Annotated in this window: 14 protein-coding genes; 7 read left to right on the forward strand and 7 right to left on the reverse strand. The window is 69.2% G+C overall.

The window, feature by feature from the left end:
• Window positions 1-113 precede the first annotated feature (113 nt).
• Window positions 114-962, forward strand: coding sequence for an alpha/beta fold hydrolase (locus J2S55_RS39950; RefSeq protein WP_306871980.1), 849 nt, complete (start codon window positions 114-116; stop codon window positions 960-962).
• On the forward strand, window positions 934-1,461 hold the full coding sequence (locus tag J2S55_RS39955) for a TetR-like C-terminal domain-containing protein (protein ID WP_306871983.1): 528 nt from the start codon (window positions 934-936) through the stop codon (window positions 1,459-1,461). Before J2S55_RS39950 ends, J2S55_RS39955 begins: the two co-directional genes overlap by 29 nt.
• Window positions 1,462-1,817: 356 nt before the next feature.
• Here the strand turns inward: J2S55_RS39955 and J2S55_RS39960 are convergent, their stop codons facing one another.
• Window positions 1,818-2,390, reverse strand: a complete 573-nt coding sequence (locus J2S55_RS39960; protein ID WP_306871986.1) for an alpha/beta fold hydrolase — start codon at window positions 2,388-2,390, stop codon at window positions 1,818-1,820.
• Between the two features lie 313 nt (window positions 2,391-2,703).
• Between J2S55_RS39960 and J2S55_RS39965 the strand changes: the two genes are divergently transcribed.
• Together J2S55_RS39965 and J2S55_RS39970 are read left to right on the forward strand one after the other, a co-directional pair.
• Entirely contained in the window at window positions 2,704-3,648 is a 945-nt protein-coding gene (locus tag J2S55_RS39965; RefSeq protein ID WP_306871989.1) for an alpha/beta hydrolase, read from the forward strand.
• A gap of 529 nt (window positions 3,649-4,177) precedes the next feature.
• A complete protein-coding gene (locus tag J2S55_RS39970) occupies window positions 4,178-5,413 on the forward strand; it encodes an MFS transporter (RefSeq protein WP_306871991.1) in 1,236 nt (411 codons plus the stop codon).
• Between the two features lie 92 nt (window positions 5,414-5,505).
• Here the strand turns inward: J2S55_RS39970 and narI are convergent, their stop codons facing one another.
• The 6 genes from narI to J2S55_RS40000 form a co-directional block, all read right to left on the reverse strand.
• Window positions 5,506-6,219, reverse strand: a complete 714-nt coding sequence (narI, locus tag J2S55_RS39975) for a respiratory nitrate reductase subunit gamma (protein WP_306871994.1) — start codon at window positions 6,217-6,219, stop codon at window positions 5,506-5,508.
• Window positions 6,216-6,830 (reverse strand): nitrate reductase molybdenum cofactor assembly chaperone, encoded by a 615-nt coding sequence (gene narJ / locus J2S55_RS39980; protein WP_306871996.1) that lies wholly within the window; start codon window positions 6,828-6,830, stop codon window positions 6,216-6,218. The genes narI and narJ overlap by 4 nt, the downstream gene beginning before the upstream one ends.
• Window positions 6,827-8,473, reverse strand: a complete 1,647-nt coding sequence (narH, locus tag J2S55_RS39985) for a nitrate reductase subunit beta (RefSeq protein ID WP_306872000.1) — start codon at window positions 8,471-8,473, stop codon at window positions 6,827-6,829. Before narH ends, narJ begins: the two co-directional genes overlap by 4 nt.
• Window positions 8,473-12,135, reverse strand: coding sequence for a nitrate reductase subunit alpha (locus tag J2S55_RS39990; protein WP_306872001.1), 3,663 nt, complete (start codon window positions 12,133-12,135; stop codon window positions 8,473-8,475). Before J2S55_RS39990 ends, narH begins: the two co-directional genes overlap by 1 nt.
• 240 nt (window positions 12,136-12,375) lie before the next feature.
• Window positions 12,376-12,501, reverse strand: coding sequence for a hypothetical protein (locus J2S55_RS39995; protein ID WP_306872004.1), 126 nt, complete (start codon window positions 12,499-12,501; stop codon window positions 12,376-12,378).
• 411 nt (window positions 12,502-12,912) lie between these two features.
• Complete coding sequence (locus J2S55_RS40000; RefSeq protein WP_306872007.1) at window positions 12,913-13,365, reverse strand: GrpB family protein; 453 nt, start codon at window positions 13,363-13,365, stop codon at window positions 12,913-12,915.
• Window positions 13,366-13,573: 208 nt separating this feature from the next.
• Between J2S55_RS40000 and J2S55_RS40005 the strand changes: the two genes are divergently transcribed.
• The 3 genes from J2S55_RS40005 (at window position 13,574) to J2S55_RS40015 (ending at window position 16,006) form a co-directional block, all read left to right on the forward strand.
• The gene (locus J2S55_RS40005; protein ID WP_306872011.1) at window positions 13,574-13,978 is read left to right on the forward strand and encodes a YybH family protein; all 405 of its coding nucleotides are present in this window, start codon (window positions 13,574-13,576) and stop codon (window positions 13,976-13,978) included.
• A 396-nt stretch (window positions 13,979-14,374) separates the two neighbouring features.
• Window positions 14,375-14,737: a VOC family protein gene (locus J2S55_RS40010; protein ID WP_306872013.1), complete on the forward strand. Its 363-nt coding sequence runs from the start codon at window positions 14,375-14,377 to the stop codon at window positions 14,735-14,737.
• Window positions 14,738-15,208: 471 nt separating this feature from the next.
• Window positions 15,209-16,006 carry a class I SAM-dependent methyltransferase gene (locus J2S55_RS40015; protein WP_306872015.1) on the forward strand — a complete coding sequence of 266 codons (798 nt, stop codon included), beginning with the start codon at window positions 15,209-15,211 and terminating at the stop codon, window positions 16,004-16,006.
• The last annotated feature ends 204 nt before the right edge of the window (window positions 16,007-16,210 follow it).

Raw genomic sequence — 16,210 nt, forward strand, 5'->3', positions numbered from 1 at the left:
CCCCGAACCGGACGTCAACCGTAACGTCTGTGCCGGTCATCCTGTTCGGGTGACCTGAATTGGGACCGGCACGGCGCGCCGCCGATCACCGGCCCGAGTCAGGAGAGGCACCAATGACGACGGAAAACACAAGTATGAGCGTGGCGGTGACCGGCGGGCGGCTCGGTGTGCACCGGCGGGAAGGGACTGGTCCCACGCTGGTGTTCGCGCATTACTGGGGTGGCTCCGCCCGCACCTGGGACGCGGTGTTGGAGCAGCTGCCGGACGAGCGCGGCACGGTCCGCTACGACCAGCGCGGCTGGGGCGCCGCACGGCAGTTGCCCGGCCCGTACCACCTGGACCAACTCGCTGACGACCTGCTCGATCTGGTGGCCGGGCTGGAGCTCGACAGCTTCGTGCTGGTCGGCCACTCGATGGGCGGGAAGGTCTGCCAGCTGGCTGCCGCACGCCGGCCTTCGGGTCTGGCCGGGCTCGTCCTGCTCGCCCCGGCTCCGCCGCAGCCGCCGGCTTCTGTGACCGCCGACTACTGCGAGTTCCTTGCTCACGCCTACGACTCGGCGGGCAGTGTGCGGCAGGCGCTGGACCATGTCCTGACCGCGAGCGCGTTGACCGAGTCCGCCCGGGAGGCCGCGGTGCGCGACAGCCTGGCCGCGGACGACCCCGCCCGCAGGCATTGGCCACAGCACGGCATAGCCCTGGACATCACGCAGCTCGCAGGGGCGATCGACGTCCCCGTCCTGGTCCTGGCAGGCGAGCAGGACAAGGTCGAACCCGCCGCCGTCCTGCGCCACCACCTGCTCCCGCACATCCCGCACGCCACGCTCCAGGTGGTCCCCGCCAGCGGCCACCTCTTGCCCCTGGAGGCACCGCACGCCGTCGCCGCGGCCCTGGAATCCTTCACCACCGCCCTCCACCCCCCGCGCCACCCCACTGGTGAGACGCACGACACCCACCTCCGCTGACCACCCGCGCCCGTCGGCCCTGCTCCGCGTCCTGAACGCGAGTGGCGGGGCCGACGCCCACTCAGGCGGTGACGGACCAGCGGCCGTCCATGCCATCGGAGCGCGTGTCTGCCGCTCGTCGGATCCGTGTGATGACGCGCCGTTTGAGGGATCTTGTGGCCTGTCCAACGCGCTGGCAAGTCCCGATCTCTACCGGGTCATGTTCGACGCCGGGTTCGAACTAGAGAACGCCGAGGCCGCGGACGACACGCTGCACTGTCTGGTCCGGGCCGTCGAACGGGCCACGGCCACCGGCCGCTTTGGCGACGACATCGACCCGCTGGAGTTGGCCACGCAGAGCTGGATCATCGGACATGGACTGGCATCCCTGGTCGCCACCGGCCCCCTGCACCATCAGGCGCTGGCCCCGGGCGTACCGCTGCTGACCGCCCTGTTCACCGGCGCAGGCGACAACCCCGAACGTTGCCGCCGGTCAGTCGAACGCGGCTGGCGCCCCTGACCTCTGATCGTCGCTTCGAGTTCTCCGACACGGCGTCAACGGACGTCTCACCTCGATGACAACAACTCGGAAACGCTAACGAAGAACACCACGAGACCCAATATGGGGGCGAACGTTGCCTGATGCGGCAACTATGTCGGCGGCACCGGGACCCGCCATGGGCGCATCAGCTCGTTCAGTGCGCCTGGGCGGTGTGCTCGCGGTGAAGGCCAGAAGAAGCGCGGCGGTCCGCGGCGGGTCCTTGAGGATGGGCGTGTGCCCGATACCGGGCAGCAGCTCGACTTTCGCGCCCGGAACGGCGCGGTATTCGGCGGCGGAGGAGGATCGCCATCTCTGGTCGTCCTCACCGAAGATCACTAGCAGCGGTTTGCCGAGGGAGTCAGCCGATCGGGGAGCGCGCGCTGGTTCACATAGTCGTCGCCGGACTGCGATGTCGCGATGAAGGCGTGGTAGGTCATGCCGCGCGCGTCGTCCACGACCGCCTGTGGGGCCTTGTAGCCGGGGCGGCTGAACGCGGTGCTCGCGGCGTTGCGGATCAGGCTGTCGGTCCGAAGCCGCCACAGCAGCTGCCCGATGACGGGGTCATCCAGGAGCCCGCCGACGAAGCCGCTTGAGACGGCGGCGTTCAGGCGGGGTGCGGTGTCGATGATCGCGAATGCGGTCACCAGGTCGGGTCGTTGCTCGGCGAGAGCGGTGGCGACCGCGCCACCGGTGGAGTGGCCGACCACGACGGCGTGTTCGACGCCGAGCCGGTCCATCGCCTCACCGACCCGGCGTCCCTGCCCGGGCATCTCGTAGCCGCCGCCGGCCGGTTTGGCCGATTGGCCGTGCCCGAGCAGGTCGATCCGGATGACGCGATGGGACCTGGTCAGCAGCGGAACGAGCGCGTCCCACGAGCGGGTCGACGCGGCGAGCCCGTGGATCAGCACGAGTGCCGGGGCATCGGGGGGCCGTCCTGACGCACGTAGATGTTCCCGCCGTCGAGGGGCAGGGTCGGATTCCCGCCGGCCTTGGCGCTCTGCCGCGTCACCACCTCCGCGTTCACGAGAAGCAATCCGACGACGACGAAGAGGACAGCCGAGGCGATCAAGAGGCGCCGCCGGCGCCGTGCCGCGCGGCTCACATCAGCCTGCCGGTGCGGAAACCGCAGGTCGGCGTCGCCGAAACAGCGGGGTCATCGAGCCCCAGGGAAATAATCATGGGCCTACTGTCGCCGTCGGTACGCGCCGGTATCTTGTACAAATGTTCCGGTCAGTCGGCTGGATGCTCTCGGTGCCGGCCAGGGCGCGGACGGCGTCCGGCTTCCCGCTCGCCGAACCTTGCTCGTCCAGGCGGTCGGTACATCGCGCTCTGATCGGTACGGCCGGCACCCTTGACCATCTCGACGTGGCGGTCCTTCATCAGGGCTTTCCCGACTCGGCGACCGCGCCATCAGCGCGCGTCGTCGCCTGGCTCGTCGACACCGGCGCGGTGGGCGCCGAGGCGCTTCACCCATCCGACGCCAACCCACAAGGTCGGTGCATGACACGCGACGCCGTGCTGGCGACCGTAGACAAGATCAACCGGCGGTCCGTGAAGATCGGCGGATATCGCGTTGACGCCCAGATCGTGCCTTACTGGCTGTTCCTTCGCCTCTACAGCGACAGCCCGCAGTCCTACGCCACTCTCGCCGAGGAGGCCCGCGCGCTGAGCCGAGCCGGCGCGACGCCGCCCCCCGCCTCGTTGAAGCAGTTCCTCGACGGCGTTTTCACCGGCGCCGGCGACGCGTCAGATCGGGCCGGAACGGCGATCCTGTGCGGTGACCGGGCCGCACCTCGTGATCCGTTGGTCTACTACCGCGACATCCAGCGCCATCGCACGGCGGAGCCGCTGTTCGGGCCGCTTGCCCGCAACATCCCCCCGTGCGCGTTCTGGCTGGTCAAGCCGCTCGAACCGGCCACCACGATCGGCAACGCCGTACCCGCGCTGATCGTCGGCGCCGCCGGCGACCCCGCCACGCCCTACCCGGGCCAGCAGGCCATGCACCGGGCACTGACCGGCTCCCGCATGATCACGCTGAAAGGCGCCTACCGCCACACCGTCTATCTCGTGGCGGGCAGCACCTGCGTCGATACCAACGTGAGCCGCTACCTCATCGACGGTGTCCTGCCCAGCAAGGACGTCACCTGCACCCGCAGCAACGCCTAGCGCGGCTACCCCTGCTGCGCGCGCTGCGGTGGTCTGCCCCGCCCCGGCGCCGGGGCAGGCCATCCGCCCAGCCACAGGTAGCCGCCGGCCGACAGCCAAACGCCCACGCGGAGTGCCGTCCACCGCTCATCGCCAGAGTGAACGGCAGCGGCGCCACCGGCCGCGGTGAGCCTGCCGCACAGCATGCCGTAGGCGGCCATGTAACGCCTGCGCAGCTCGACCGGGCGTGACTTCGATTTCTTGACGGCGTCGCTCTTTGAACGCTTTCTGGAATCCCGGGTCGGCGAACTGACGGATCCCAACGGCAAAGAGCATGCTGCGGCCATCATGGTCGAACGTCTGTGAGGTGGCCGCCCGGCAACCGGGCCAGCCATGCTCCTGTCTCCAGAGCGGTCTGCGCGGCCTGGCCTGGCACTCTGCGGCTGTCGGTAGCGGGGCACGCGTCCCGGTTCGACTTGTGGGTAGCCGGACCAGGGAGTGATCTATCGGTGTGGACAGGCGCGCGTGGATGGGTGAAGGAGACGGACTCATGATGGCCAGGAGAGGCTTTGGTACGGGCCTGATGGACCCGGTGGGCTCGGCGCGTACGCCGTGGATGATGCTGGCGTGCGCGACCTTGGGGTTCGCGCTGAACTTCTGGGCCTGGGCGCTGCTCAGCCCGCTCGGCCCGCGTTTCAAGCAGCTGCTCGGCCTGCCGGCGGCGCAGCAGGCGCTGCTGGTCGCGGTGCCGGTGATCGTCGGCTCGCTGGGACGGATCCCCGTGGGCGCGCTGACCGACCGCTACGGCGGCCGGGTCATGTTCCCGCTGGTGTCGGCCGCCACGATCGTGCCGGTGCTGTTCATCGGTGTGGCGGGGCAGAGCTCGCTGGCCGCTCTGCTGATCGGCGGGTTCTTCCTCGGCATCGGCGGCACCGCTTTCGCCGTCGGGGTGCCGTTCGTGGGCGCGTGGTTCCCGCCGCACCGGCGCGGGCTGGCGGTGGGGGTCTTCGGCGCGGGCATGGGCGGCACCGCCATCAGTGCGCTGACCACCGTCCATCTGGTCGACAGCGGCGGTGCGGCGGCCCCGTTCGTCATCACGGCGGTCGTGCTGGCGCTCTACGCGGCCATCTCGTGGCTGGTCCTGCGGGACGCTCCCGGGCGTAGCACGCCGGGTCAGCCGTTGATCGCGCGGCTGGCGGCCACGGCCAGGCTGCCGATCACGTGGCAGGCGTGCCTGCTGTACGCGGTCGCCTTCGGCGGCTATGTCGCCTTCTCCGTCTACCTGCCGGCCTATCTGCAGACCGGGTACGGCCTGGAGCAGGCTGATGCGGCCTACCGGATGGCCGGGTTCGTGGTGCTGGCGGTGCTGATGCGCCCGCTCGGCGGGTGGCTGTCGGACCGGATCGGCCCCGTCCCCGTCCTGGCCGGGGTGTTCGTCGTGGTCATCGTCATGGCGGCGGTCCAGGCGCTGACGCCCGCCCTGATGCCGGTGGGCACGGTCGCGTTCCTGTCCATGGCGGCGGCGCTCGGCGCGGGCAGCGGCGCCACCTTCGCGCTCGTGGCCCAGGCCGCCCCGGCCGACCAGGTGGGCTCGGTCACCGGGCTGGTCGGCGCGGCCGGCGGGCTGGGCGGGTTCGTGCCACCGCTGGTCATGGGCTTCCTTTACGGCCGGCTCGGCTCCTACGGGCTCGGCCTGGCCTTGCTCGCCGGTACCGCCGCGCTGGCGGTCGTGCTGACCTTGACCGCGGTGCGCGCCTTGGTGGGCGTACAGGTGCGGGCCCGCTGATCAGCGCTCGCTGTTCAGGCCCCGCTGATCAAGCAGGGGCCCTCCGGGCTTGTGCCGTGCCGCCCGGCGGTGACCGGAGGGTTCCTGCGGGGTCAGCGTGACGGCTCCCAGCCGCGCCGGGCGGCCGGGCGTTTCTCGTCCCTGCTGCGGTAGACGATGTACGGCCGCGTCAGGTAGCCCACCGGGGCGGTGAGCATGTGCACCAGCCGGGTGAACGGCCAGATCGCGAACAGCACCAGCGCGCTGAGCGCGTGCAGCTGGAACAGCAGGGGCACGTCCGTCATCAGCGTAGGGTCCGGCTGGAAGGTGAAGATGGACCGGAACCACGGCGAGACGGTGGTGCGGTAGTCGTAGCCGCCGCCGGTGAGGTTGGCCATGACGGTGGCGGCCAGGCCGAGGGCGATGGTGAGCGCCAGGACGGCGTACATCAGCTTGTCGTTGCGGGTGGTGGCGGTGAACACCGGGCCGACGGTGCGGCGCCGGTAGATCAGGATGGCCAGGCCGCCGATCGTGGCGATGCCCGCGATCGTGCCCAGCACGACGGCCGACAGGTGGTACAGCTCCTCGCTGACCCCGACGGCCTCGGTCCAGCTCTTGGGGATCACCAGGCCGCCGACGTGACCGAGCGCCACCACCAGGATGCCGAAGTGGAACAGCGGGCTGCCGATGCGCAGCAGCCGTGACTCGTACATCTGGGAGGAGCGGGTGGTCCAGCCGAACTTGTCGTAGCGGTAGCGCCACACGTGGCCGAGCACGAACACGGTGATGGCCACGTACGGCAGCACCACCCACAGCAGGACGCTCATCGGCCCGCCTCCATCATTGAGTATGGTTCCAGGCCGACGGCCTCGGCGGGCGGCCCCTGCGCCGCCAGCCGCAGCGCGGCCTCCTGCTCGCGGGTGCCCGCCGGGGGCAGCGTGGCCAGCACGGCGGCCACCACGTCGGCGTACGGTGAGCGCTCCTCGGCCAGCGCGGCGCGCAGCACCTCCACGCCCGCCCGGTGCTCGGTCAGCAGCCGCCGGGCCTCGCGGACGGCGCCGCGCGCCGACAGCTCGCACACCACGGCCAGGTGGTCGGGCAGCTCACCGTCGGCGGGCTCGAAGCCCGCAGCGCGGAGCGCGTGCTTGAAGCGCAGCAGCGCGGCGCCGCGCTTGCGGGTGTCGCCGTAGGCGTAGTAGGTGAGGTACGGGCAGCAGCGCCGCTTGAGGTCGAACGTCGCCACATAGTGTGCGGCCAGCTCGGACCGGTCGGTGCCGGCCACATGGCTGAGGAAGGCCGACAGCCGCTCGCGAACCTCGCCGGTCGGCAGTCCGTTCACCGCCTCCGCCAGCACGCCGAGCCCGTCATACAGGCGCTCGTCGGGATAGCCGAGCAGCACCGAGGCCACCATGTGGGCGGTGCGCACATCGCTGCTCATTTCTTCCTCCCGGGGAACAGCCCGTCCGGTGTGCCCTTGCCGTCCCAGTTGAGCAGGTTGACCCGGCCGCGCAGCTCGCGGGCGTCGTCCACGTCCTCGCCCTCCTGCCGCTGGCGCAGGGCGTGGAAGTTCTCCACCGCCACCGGGGCGGGCGTGCCGGAGGCCTCGCCGAACGGGCCGTTCATACCGGGGCCGCCCTCGTAGTCCAGGCTGCAGCCGGTGGCCAGCTCCTCCAGCTGCTCGCCCTGCTCGGCGTGGGCCTTGGGGATGACGTAGCGCTCGCCGTAGGGGGCCAGGGCCAGCAGCCGGTGCATGCCTTCGACCTGTGGGCCGCTCATCCCGACGGCCTCCGCGATCGACTCGTCTCGTTCCTGGCCGAGGTTGACGCGGCGCATGTACGAGCGCATCGCGGCCAGCCGGAGCAGCACCGCCCGTACCGGCTCGGGATCGCCGGCCGTGAACAGCTCGGCCAGATAACCGATCGGGATGCGCAGGGCGTCGATGGCGCCGAACAGGTTGCCCGCGTCCTCCCCGTCGTGCCCGGTGCCCGCCAGCACGTCCACCACCGGCGACAGCGGCGGGATGTACCAGACCATCGGCATCGTGCGGTACTCCGGGTGCAGCGGCAGCGCCACGCCGTATTCGAAGATCAGCTTGTGGATCGGGGAACGCCGGGCGGCTTCCAGCCAGTCCTCGGGGATGCCGGCGGCGCGGGCGGCGGCGATCACCTCGGGGTCGTGGGGGTCGAGCATGACGCTCTTCTGCGCCTCGTACAGGGCCTTGTCCTCGGGGACGGAGGCCGCCTCGGCGACGCGGTCGGCGTCGTACAGGATGAGGCCGATGTAACGCAGCCGCCCCACGCACGTCTCTGAGCAGACCGTCGGGATGCCCACTTCGACGCGCGGGTAGCAGAACGTGCACTTCTCGGCCTTGCCGGTGCGGTGGTTGAAGTACACCTTCTTGTACGGGCAGCCGGTCACGCACATCCGCCAGCCACGGCAGCGGTCCTGGTCGACCAGCACGATGCCGTCCTCCGACCGCTTGTACAGCGCTCCGGACGGGCAGGAGGCCACGCAGGAGGGGTTGAGGCAGTGCTCGCAGATGCGCGGCAGGTAGAACATGAACGCCCGTTCGAACTCCAGTTTCACCTGGTCCGACAGCTTGCGCAGCACCGGGTCGGCGGGGGCGAGCTCAGGTGCGCCGGCCAGATTGTCGTCCCAGTTCGCGCTCCAGCTGATCTTGGTGGGTTCGCCGGTGATGAGCGAGCGGGGCCGCGCCACCGGCGTGTCGGCCTGCATGGGGGCGGAGAAGAGCCGGTCGTAGTCGTAGGTCCAGGGCTCGTAGTAGTCCTGGATGGACGGCATCAGCGGGTTGGCGAAGATGGAGAGGAGCTTCTTGAGCCGGCCGCCGGCCTTCAGCTTGAGCCGGCCGCGCCGGTTCAGCTCCCAGCCGCCCTGCCACCGTTCCTGGTCCTGGTAGGTGCGCGGATAGCCCTGGCCGGGCCGGGTCTCGACATTGTTGAACCAGACGTACTCGGTGCCGGCCCGGTTCGTCCAGGCCTGCTTGCAGGTGACCGAACAGGTGTGGCAGCCGATGCACTTGTCCAGGTTCATCACCATGGCGAGCTGTGCCATGACACGCATCAGTAGTCGACCTCCTGGCCGCGGCGGCGGATCACGGTGACCTCGTCGCGCTGGTTCCCGGTCGGGCCCAGGTAGTTGAAGGCGAAGCTGAGCTGGGCGTAACCGCCGATCAGATGCGTGGGTTTGACCAGCAGGCGGGTGAGGGAGTTGTGAATGCCGCCGCGCAGCCCAGAGGTCTCACTCTTGGGCACGTCCACCACGCGTTCCTGGGCGTGGTACATGTACACCGTCCCTTCGGGCATACGGTGCGAGACGACCGCGCGGGCCACCACGACGCCGTTGCGGTTGACCGCCTCTATCCAGTCGTTGTCGGCGATGCCGGCCTTGGCGGCGTCGGCCGGGCTCATCCAGATGGTCGGCCCGCCACGTGACAGGGTGAGCATCAGCAGGTTGTCCTGGTATTCGGAGTGGATGGACCACTTGGAGTGCGGGGTGAGATAGCGCACGGTGATGCCGTCCTCGCCGGACTCTCCCACGCCGGGCTCGGCGAACAGCGCGGTCATGTTCAGCGGCGGCCGGTAGACCGGCAGCGCTTCGCCGGTCTCGTGCATCCAGTCGTGGTCGAGGTAGAAGTGCTGGCGGCCGGTGAGGGTGTGCCAGGGCTTGCGGTGCTCGACGTTGATGGTGAAGGCCGAGTAGCGGCGGCCGTGGGCCTCGCTGCCCGACCATTCCGGCGAGGTGGTCACCGGGACGGGCCGGGCCTGGGTGTCGGCGAAGGCGATCTGCTTGTGCTCGTCGGCCAGGCCGTCGAACGACGTCCCGGTCCGCCGGCCCAATGTGGCGAACCCCTGCGCGGCCAGGCGGCCGTTGGTGGTGCCCGACAGGGCCAGGATGGCCTCGCACAGGTCGCGGTCGCGGGCCAGGGACGGCCGGCCGTCGGCGACGCCGCCGCGGGCGGTGCCGTTCATCCGAGCCAGCCGGTCGATCTCGCCGGACACGTCGAACGTCAGGCCCTTGGTGGTGGCGCCGAGCCGTTCCAGCAGCGGGCCGAGCGCGGCCATCTTCTCCGCCACGGCCCCGTAGTCGCGCTCCACCGCGACCAGTTTGGGGAAGTCGCGTCCCGGCGTGGGCGTCTGGCCGGTCGCGCGCCAGTCGCGCACCCGCCCGTGCGGGGTGGCCAGCTCGTCGGGCGTGTCGTGCAGCAGCGGCACCGCCACCAGGTCCGTACGCGTGCCGAGATGGGTCTTCGCCAGCTCGCTGAACGCCGTGGCGATGGCGTGGAAGGCGGCGAAGTCGGTGCGCGTCTGCCAGGGCGGGTCGATCGCCGGGGTGAAGGCGTGCACGAACGGGTGCATGTCGGTCGAGGACAGGTCGTGCTTCTCGTACCAGGTGGCGGCCGGCAGCACGATGTCGGAGAACAGCGTCGTGGAGGTCATCCGGAAGTCCAGCGACAGCAGCAGGTCCAGCTTGCCGCGCGGCGCCTCCTCCACCCAGGCCACGCTGCCGGGACGCTGCTCGGGCGCGGCCTCCTCGGCCCGCACGGCCGAGTCCGTGCCCAGCAGGTGACGCAGGAAATACTCGTTGCCCTTGGCCGAGGAGCCCAGCAGGTTCGCCCGCCACACCGTCAGCACGCGCGGCCAGTTCTCCGGCGCGTCCGGGTCCTCGCAGGCGAAGCCGAGCCGCCCCGTGGCGACCTGCTCGGCGACGTACGGACCCGGATCGGCGCCCGCCTCGTCGGCCAGGTCCAGGGGGTTGCGGTCGAACGTCGGGTAGGACGGCATCCACCCCAACCGGGCCGACTGTGCCAGCAGGTCGGCGGTGGACTTGCCGGCGAAGGCGCCCTCCGCCAACGGGGAGGAGACGACGTCGGCGCTGTAGGTGTCGTAGCGCCACTGGTCGGTGTGCAGATACCAGTAGGCGGTGCCGATCATCTGCCGGGGCGGACGCGACCAGTCCAGCCCGGAGGCGAGCTGCGCCCACCCGGTGATCGGCCGGCACTTCTCCTGGCCGACGTAGTGGGCCCAGCCGCCGCCGTTGACGCCCTGGCAGCCGGTCAGCGTGGTCAGCGCCAGCATCGCCCGGTAGATGGTGTCGGAGTGGAACCAGTGGTTCGCCCCCGCCCCCATGATGATCATCGATCGGCCGCCCGACTCCTCGGCGCTGGTGGCGAACTCACGCGCGATCCGGGCCGCCGCCGCGGCCGGCACCCCGGTGATCGCCTCCTGCCAGGCAGGCGTATACGGTTCGGTCGCGTCGTCATACCCGGACGGCCAGCGTCCCGGCAGCCCGTCGCGGGCGACCCCGTACTGGGCGAGCATCAGATCGAACACGGTGGTGACCAGGTGGCCGCCGATCCGCCGCACCGGCACCCCGCGTTCCAGCACGCCGTCGCCGTGACCGTCGAAGCGCGGCAGCGCCACCGCCGCCGCCTCCCCTCCCAGGCACGTGAGCAGCGGATCCACCTCGCCCAGGTCGAGGTTCCAGCGGCCCTGCCCCTGCTCGGAGTGGCGGAAGGCGAGCGAACCGTTCGGCACCACCGGATCCCCGGTCCGCGCGTCCAGCAGCACCGTGGCGAACGCCGCCTCCCGCCCGTCATCACCGAGGTCGGAAGCGGTGAGGAACTTGTCCGGCACGTACGACCCGCCCCGCTCCCGCAGCCGGACCAGGAACGGCAGGTCGGTGAAGCGCTTGACGTAATCGGCGAAGGAGCGCCTCTCACGCTCGGCGAAGAACTCCCTGAGGATCACGTGCCCCATCGCCATGGCCAGCGCGCCGTCCGTGCCCGGATGCGGGGCCAGCCACTCGTCGGCGAACTTGGCCGCGTCGTTGTAGTCGGGTGCGAGCACCACCACCTTCTGCCCGTGGTAGCGCGCCTCGGCCATGTAGTGGGCGTCCGGCGTGCGGGTGACCGGCACGTTCGAGCCCCACACCATCAGGTACGCCGCGTCCCACCAGTCCGCCGACTCCGGCACGTCCGTCTGGTCGCCGAACACCTGCGGCGAGGCCACCGGCAGGTCGGCGTACCAGTCGTAGAAGGACAACATCGCGCCGCCGATCAGCGAGATGAACCGGGCACCGACCGCGTGCGAGGCCATTGACATCGCCGGGATCGGCGAGAATCCCGCCACCCGGTCCGGGCCGTACGTCTTGATGGTGTGCACGTGCGCGGCCGCGATGATCTCGCATGCCTCGTCCCACGTGATGCGGACCAGGCCGCCCTTCCCACGGGCGGACTGGTAGCGGCGGCGCTTGTCCGGATCTGTGGTGACCTCCGCCCACGCCGCGACCGGATCGCCCAGCCGCGCCTTGGCCTCCCGATACAGCTCCACCAGCACGCCCCGGGCGTACGGGTAACGCACCCTCGTCGGAGAGTAGGTGTACCAGGAGAACGCCGCACCGCGGGGGCAGCCGCGCGGCTCGTACTCCGGCCGGTCACCCCCGACGCTCGGATAGTCGGTCTGCTGCGCCTCCCAGGTGATGATCCCGTCCTTGACATACACCTTCCACGAGCACGAACCCGTGCAGTTCACCCCGTGCGTGGATCGCACCACCTTGTCATGGCTCCACCGATCCCGATAGAACGCGTCCGCCTGCCGGCCGCCCACCTGGTACAACGACCGCAGATCCGGCGAGACCGTCCCCGGCCGCAAATGCCGGCCCAGTCTCAGCAACGCGTCACTCACCGGCCCGTCCGTGCCCGCCATGCCCGCTCCTTTGCTCATCCGTCACCACCTCGCCTGATCACGGATCACGCCATACCCGGCAAGCCCGGCTTTACCGCCCAGGAGACCCGCATCGTCTTCCCGAGCATTCCGGAACGACCAGCCGCGACCAGCTCTCACGGCGTTACCCGGCCGGACTTTCCGGTGCCATGGCCCAGTAGCGCGCCAGCAGGTTCAACCGGGACCAGCCCTTGGGCCGATGCCGCCCCGGTCAGTCGGCAAGCCGCGATCGCCGCGAGGTCACCTGCGCAGCATCGGACGCAGGAGCCGCCAGCCGCCGCCGTCCAGCTCCGCCTCGACGGTGATCATGCCGAAGAAGCTGGCGTTCTCGCTTGTGCGCCGGGAAGATGTGGGCCAGCAACTCATCAGGCACCTCCCGGCCAGTGGCGCGCAGCTGCCGCACCGCCAGCGCGTAGTACCCGGTGGATAACAGGTGACGACAGCGTTGATCAGCACGGTCACACACCACGCCTGGTCGGTCTGGTCGGGGCGGCATGTCAGGGCGACATACCGGATCAGGTCGTCCCGGCCGATGTCGGGTTACGACCGCAACCGCTCCAACTGGTCTTCGGAGAACATCTGGGTTGACATCGATCGTCCCCACACCGTCATCGGTCAGGATCGCACGAACCGTAGCGAAAGTGATCAACGAACGGAACGGGCTTGTATCAGTGCGGGTCAGGCAAATCCGGTGGAAATCACCCGGGGACTACTGGCCGGCGTGCTCGTAGGCGTGCACCGGGCTGGAGTAGGCGTCGTCGGGGACGTGCCGGCCGTCTACGGAGCAGGCGAGGACCCCGGCGGCGCGCAGCGCGCACAGGCGGTACTGGCCGTTGGTGATTGCGTCGTGGCCGTCGTCCCAGGCGATCGGGTCGATCTCGAAGCTGTCGAGCCAGTGCTCGTCTTGCCGGGTGAGCCTGCGTAGAGATGGTGCGAAGGCGTATCCGCAGGGCTGGTGAACGCTTCTCGCCCCGGTATGTTCCCGTTTCCTTCGTGGTGGTAGCCGAGGAGACGCAGGTTCTTGATGACGGCGGGCAGGTCGTCACGGGTGTTGATGACCACGTCGATGTCGATGATGGGCTTGGCTGGCAGGCCTGGGACTGCGGTGCTGCCGACATGCTCGATTCGCTGGGCGAGCGAGCCGAGTCTGTGGGCGATCGGGTCGCGGATTGCCGCGAACATCTCGAGCCAGCACGGGTCGTAGGGGACGATCTTGATGGGCGTGCTCAATCAGGGTGCTCCTCTGCTGGTCGTATGCCGGCGGTGGCTGATCTCAGCAGCGTAGCCAGTCCAGTCGCCGCTGTTCCGGGCCGAGCTCGCGCGATCCCCTCCGGCAAGGGGTGGCAGCACACCTGGTGATCGCTGCGAGCGACCTGTATCGCCGCTGGACCCGAGCCAACCCCGCCGGCGGGCCGAAATGTGATATGATCATTTTGTCATGGACAGTCATGACACATTCCAGCCTCGGATTCCTCTCGCCGACGACTCTGACGGCCCCGTGGCCCGCTTCGTCGCGGCCATGAACGCCGGTGACCCCCATGCGCTCGACCACGTCTACGAGGACGGCGCAGTCCTCGTACCGGCGCCCGGCCATCCCGTCACCGGCCCCGCGCGTCTCGCCGCCAACCAGCACCTGCAGAGCTTCGGGCTGCCGATCGAGGCTCGTCCGAGACACGCGTACGTGGCCGGTGACATCGCCCTGCTCATCGTCGACTGGTCCATGCGCGGCACGGCAAGCGACGGCACCGAGATCGACATGAGCGGCACCGCGACCGACGTCGTCCGCCGCGGCCCCGACGGCCGGTGGCGCTACGTCATCGACAACCCCCACGGCACCAGCTGACCAGCTCAGCCGCCGAAATGCGATCCACACCAGGGATCATGTCACCGGCCGCCGGGCGGTTATGGTCCTTCGAGAAAGCCGGCTGGAACGCACCTGGGAGATCGCCAAGGCGTGCGGGCTGAAGGGCCTCGCCTCGGCCGTGCGCTGACTGCGCCAGTACCTCACGCAGCTTGGGTGCTTCCCTCGTGGCCGGGGCGGAGTTTCCTGACGAAGTGGTCGACCACGCCGCCGGCCGCGCTGCCGTCAACGAGTCATCGCCACCGAGTGACAGATCACCCGAACGTGGACTCCTCACATACACTTCTGCCATGTCGCGTTGCGCCAGGCCCGGCCCCCGCCCGGGTTCCGTGCACCATCGCTGACATCCGATGCGGCCGAGCCGACAAAGGGAAATTTATGATCACCCATATCAACGTCGCCGTCATGTACGTAGCCGATCAGCAGCGGTCGATGGATTTCTATGTCGACAAGCTCGGTTTCACCAAGACCGTCGACGCCGAGATGTGGCCAGGAGCGCGCTGGGTGGAGGTCAAACCGCCGAACGGACAGACCTCGATCACTTTGCACAGCGCGGAGGCGTTCGGCAAGAAGCCGGGCGAGGGTGCCTATCTCACCTTCGCCTGCGATGACATCGACGAGACGGTGCGTCAGTTGCGCGAGGTCGGCGTCACCGTGACCGACCCGGTGAAGGAGCCCTGGGGCACCTACATCAAGGCCACCGACCCGGACGGCCACGAGGTCATGATCTCCAAGAAGTGACAGGCGAGAGCGGGTCCGGGGCTTGAGCAGCAACCGAACGGCCAGTTACGTTAAGGAGCTTGGCGGGCTCCTCTTATTGTCACTGGCCGTTCCGATGCGGATGGCACAGGGCGGGACGTTGACCGGACAGAATCAGATTTCTATCTGATACAGGACTTAACATACCTTTTCCGGGCGCTGGTTGTCTTGTCTCACTCAACCTGAGGCGGTCTCATCCAAACTGAGGTATCTGATGGTTTGCCTCACCTGTCTAAGGCATGATCACGACCGGCGGGTGATGGTGGAGCGCCTACTGTCCCCTCTCATTTGGGAGTCCCGGTAACATCGGCGAAATTTTCAACGGACACGCAGGTCAGAGCTTTCTTAAGGACCTTCGAGCACGGCTGGGAAGGTTGACCGCTGACCTGCATATCCGTTGTTTCCTGCGTCGTTACCACCGGGACCCCATACCCAGGCCGCTATCGTCGCCAGATGCCCGAAGCTCCTGAGAAGTTCAACACCGCGATGACCACCTGGCGGGAGTGGCAGGACGCCCCCTGGGGCCGACTGCGCTACTCGATCGCCGAGGCAAACCTGCTCCGTCACCTCGACAGCCTGGGCGGCGAACCGCTGCGGATCCTCGACCTCGCCGGTGGCGACGGCGGCGACGCCATCCGCCTCGCGGCCCGCGGGCACCATGTCACCATCGTTGACTACGCGCCCGCCATGCTCGCCGTAGCCACCGAGCGAGCCGCGGCAGGCGGCGTGACAGCACTGATCAACTGCGTTGAGGCCGACGCGACCGATCTGCCCCGCGACCTCGCCAACGGGAAGTTCGATGTCGTGCTCTGCCACAACCTCCTGCAATACATGGAGGACATCCCGGGGACTCTCACCTCGGTACTTGCCCCGCTGAAGCCCGGGGGCCTGGTCTCTGTCATGGCGATCAACCGGCATTCGGTGTCCTTGAACATCGCCGTCCGGGAGATGGACCCCGCGGCCGCGCTCGCCGCACTCGACACCGATCAGGCTCGAACCCAGATGTTCAACTCGGCGCTGACGCTCCACACAGCCGAAGAGATCATCCCCACCCTGCGAAAGCTCGGATGCCGGGACATCGCCCACTACGGCATCCGCAGCTTCTGCGACTACATCACCGACGACGCACGCAAGCACGAACCGGACTTCTACGCCGACCTCGAACGCCTCGAGCTCGCCACCACCGCACGCCCGCCCTATATGCACACCGCCCGGCTCTTCCAGCTCATCGCCTGGAAGCAGACCAACTGATGTTGGACCAGCCGCCGGTCGACGCCTCTGGCTGCTTGCCAGGTCACGGTGGTATCGGTGGGCGCGCATTCCACGGCATAATCACCAGCCGGTCACCGGCCGCCGCCGGGGCGTCGAGTCGCGCCCATCATGAGGATGCTTGCAGGAGTAGTTCGCTGAACGAGGCCATTAGCCCCACCCCGATCCACATGGCGGCCTGCGGTG

It is taken from the genome of Streptosporangium brasiliense (genome assembly GCF_030811595.1).
Lineage (GTDB): Bacteria > Actinomycetota > Actinomycetes > Streptosporangiales > Streptosporangiaceae > Streptosporangium > Streptosporangium brasiliense.

What these genes read in the sequence shown, in the direction of transcription:
- J2S55_RS39965 (WP_306871989.1), top strand. Translation starts at nt 2,704, where the DNA reads ATGTTCCGGTCAGTCGGCTGGATGCTCTCGGTGCCGGCCAGGGCGCGG.
- J2S55_RS40005 (WP_306872011.1), top strand. Translation starts at nt 13,574, where the DNA reads ATGGACAGTCATGACACATTCCAGCCTCGGATTCCTCTCGCCGACGAC.
- J2S55_RS39990 (WP_306872001.1), bottom strand. Translation starts at nt 12,135, where the DNA reads ATGAGCAAAGGAGCGGGCATGGCGGGCACGGACGGGCCGGTGAGTGAC.
- narJ (WP_306871996.1), bottom strand. Translation starts at nt 6,830, where the DNA reads ATGAGCAGCGATGTGCGCACCGCCCACATGGTGGCCTCGGTGCTGCTC.
- narH (WP_306872000.1), bottom strand. Translation starts at nt 8,473, where the DNA reads ATGCGTGTCATGGCACAGCTCGCCATGGTGATGAACCTGGACAAGTGC.
- J2S55_RS39995 (WP_306872004.1), bottom strand. Translation starts at nt 12,501, where the DNA reads ATGAGTTGCTGGCCCACATCTTCCCGGCGCACAAGCGAGAACGCCAGC.
- J2S55_RS39950 (WP_306871980.1), top strand. Translation starts at nt 114, where the DNA reads ATGACGACGGAAAACACAAGTATGAGCGTGGCGGTGACCGGCGGGCGG.
- J2S55_RS40015 (WP_306872015.1), top strand. Translation starts at nt 15,209, where the DNA reads ATGCCCGAAGCTCCTGAGAAGTTCAACACCGCGATGACCACCTGGCGG.
- J2S55_RS40010 (WP_306872013.1), top strand. Translation starts at nt 14,375, where the DNA reads ATGATCACCCATATCAACGTCGCCGTCATGTACGTAGCCGATCAGCAG.
- narI (WP_306871994.1), bottom strand. Translation starts at nt 6,219, where the DNA reads ATGAGCGTCCTGCTGTGGGTGGTGCTGCCGTACGTGGCCATCACCGTG.
- J2S55_RS39970 (WP_306871991.1), top strand. Translation starts at nt 4,178, where the DNA reads ATGATGGCCAGGAGAGGCTTTGGTACGGGCCTGATGGACCCGGTGGGC.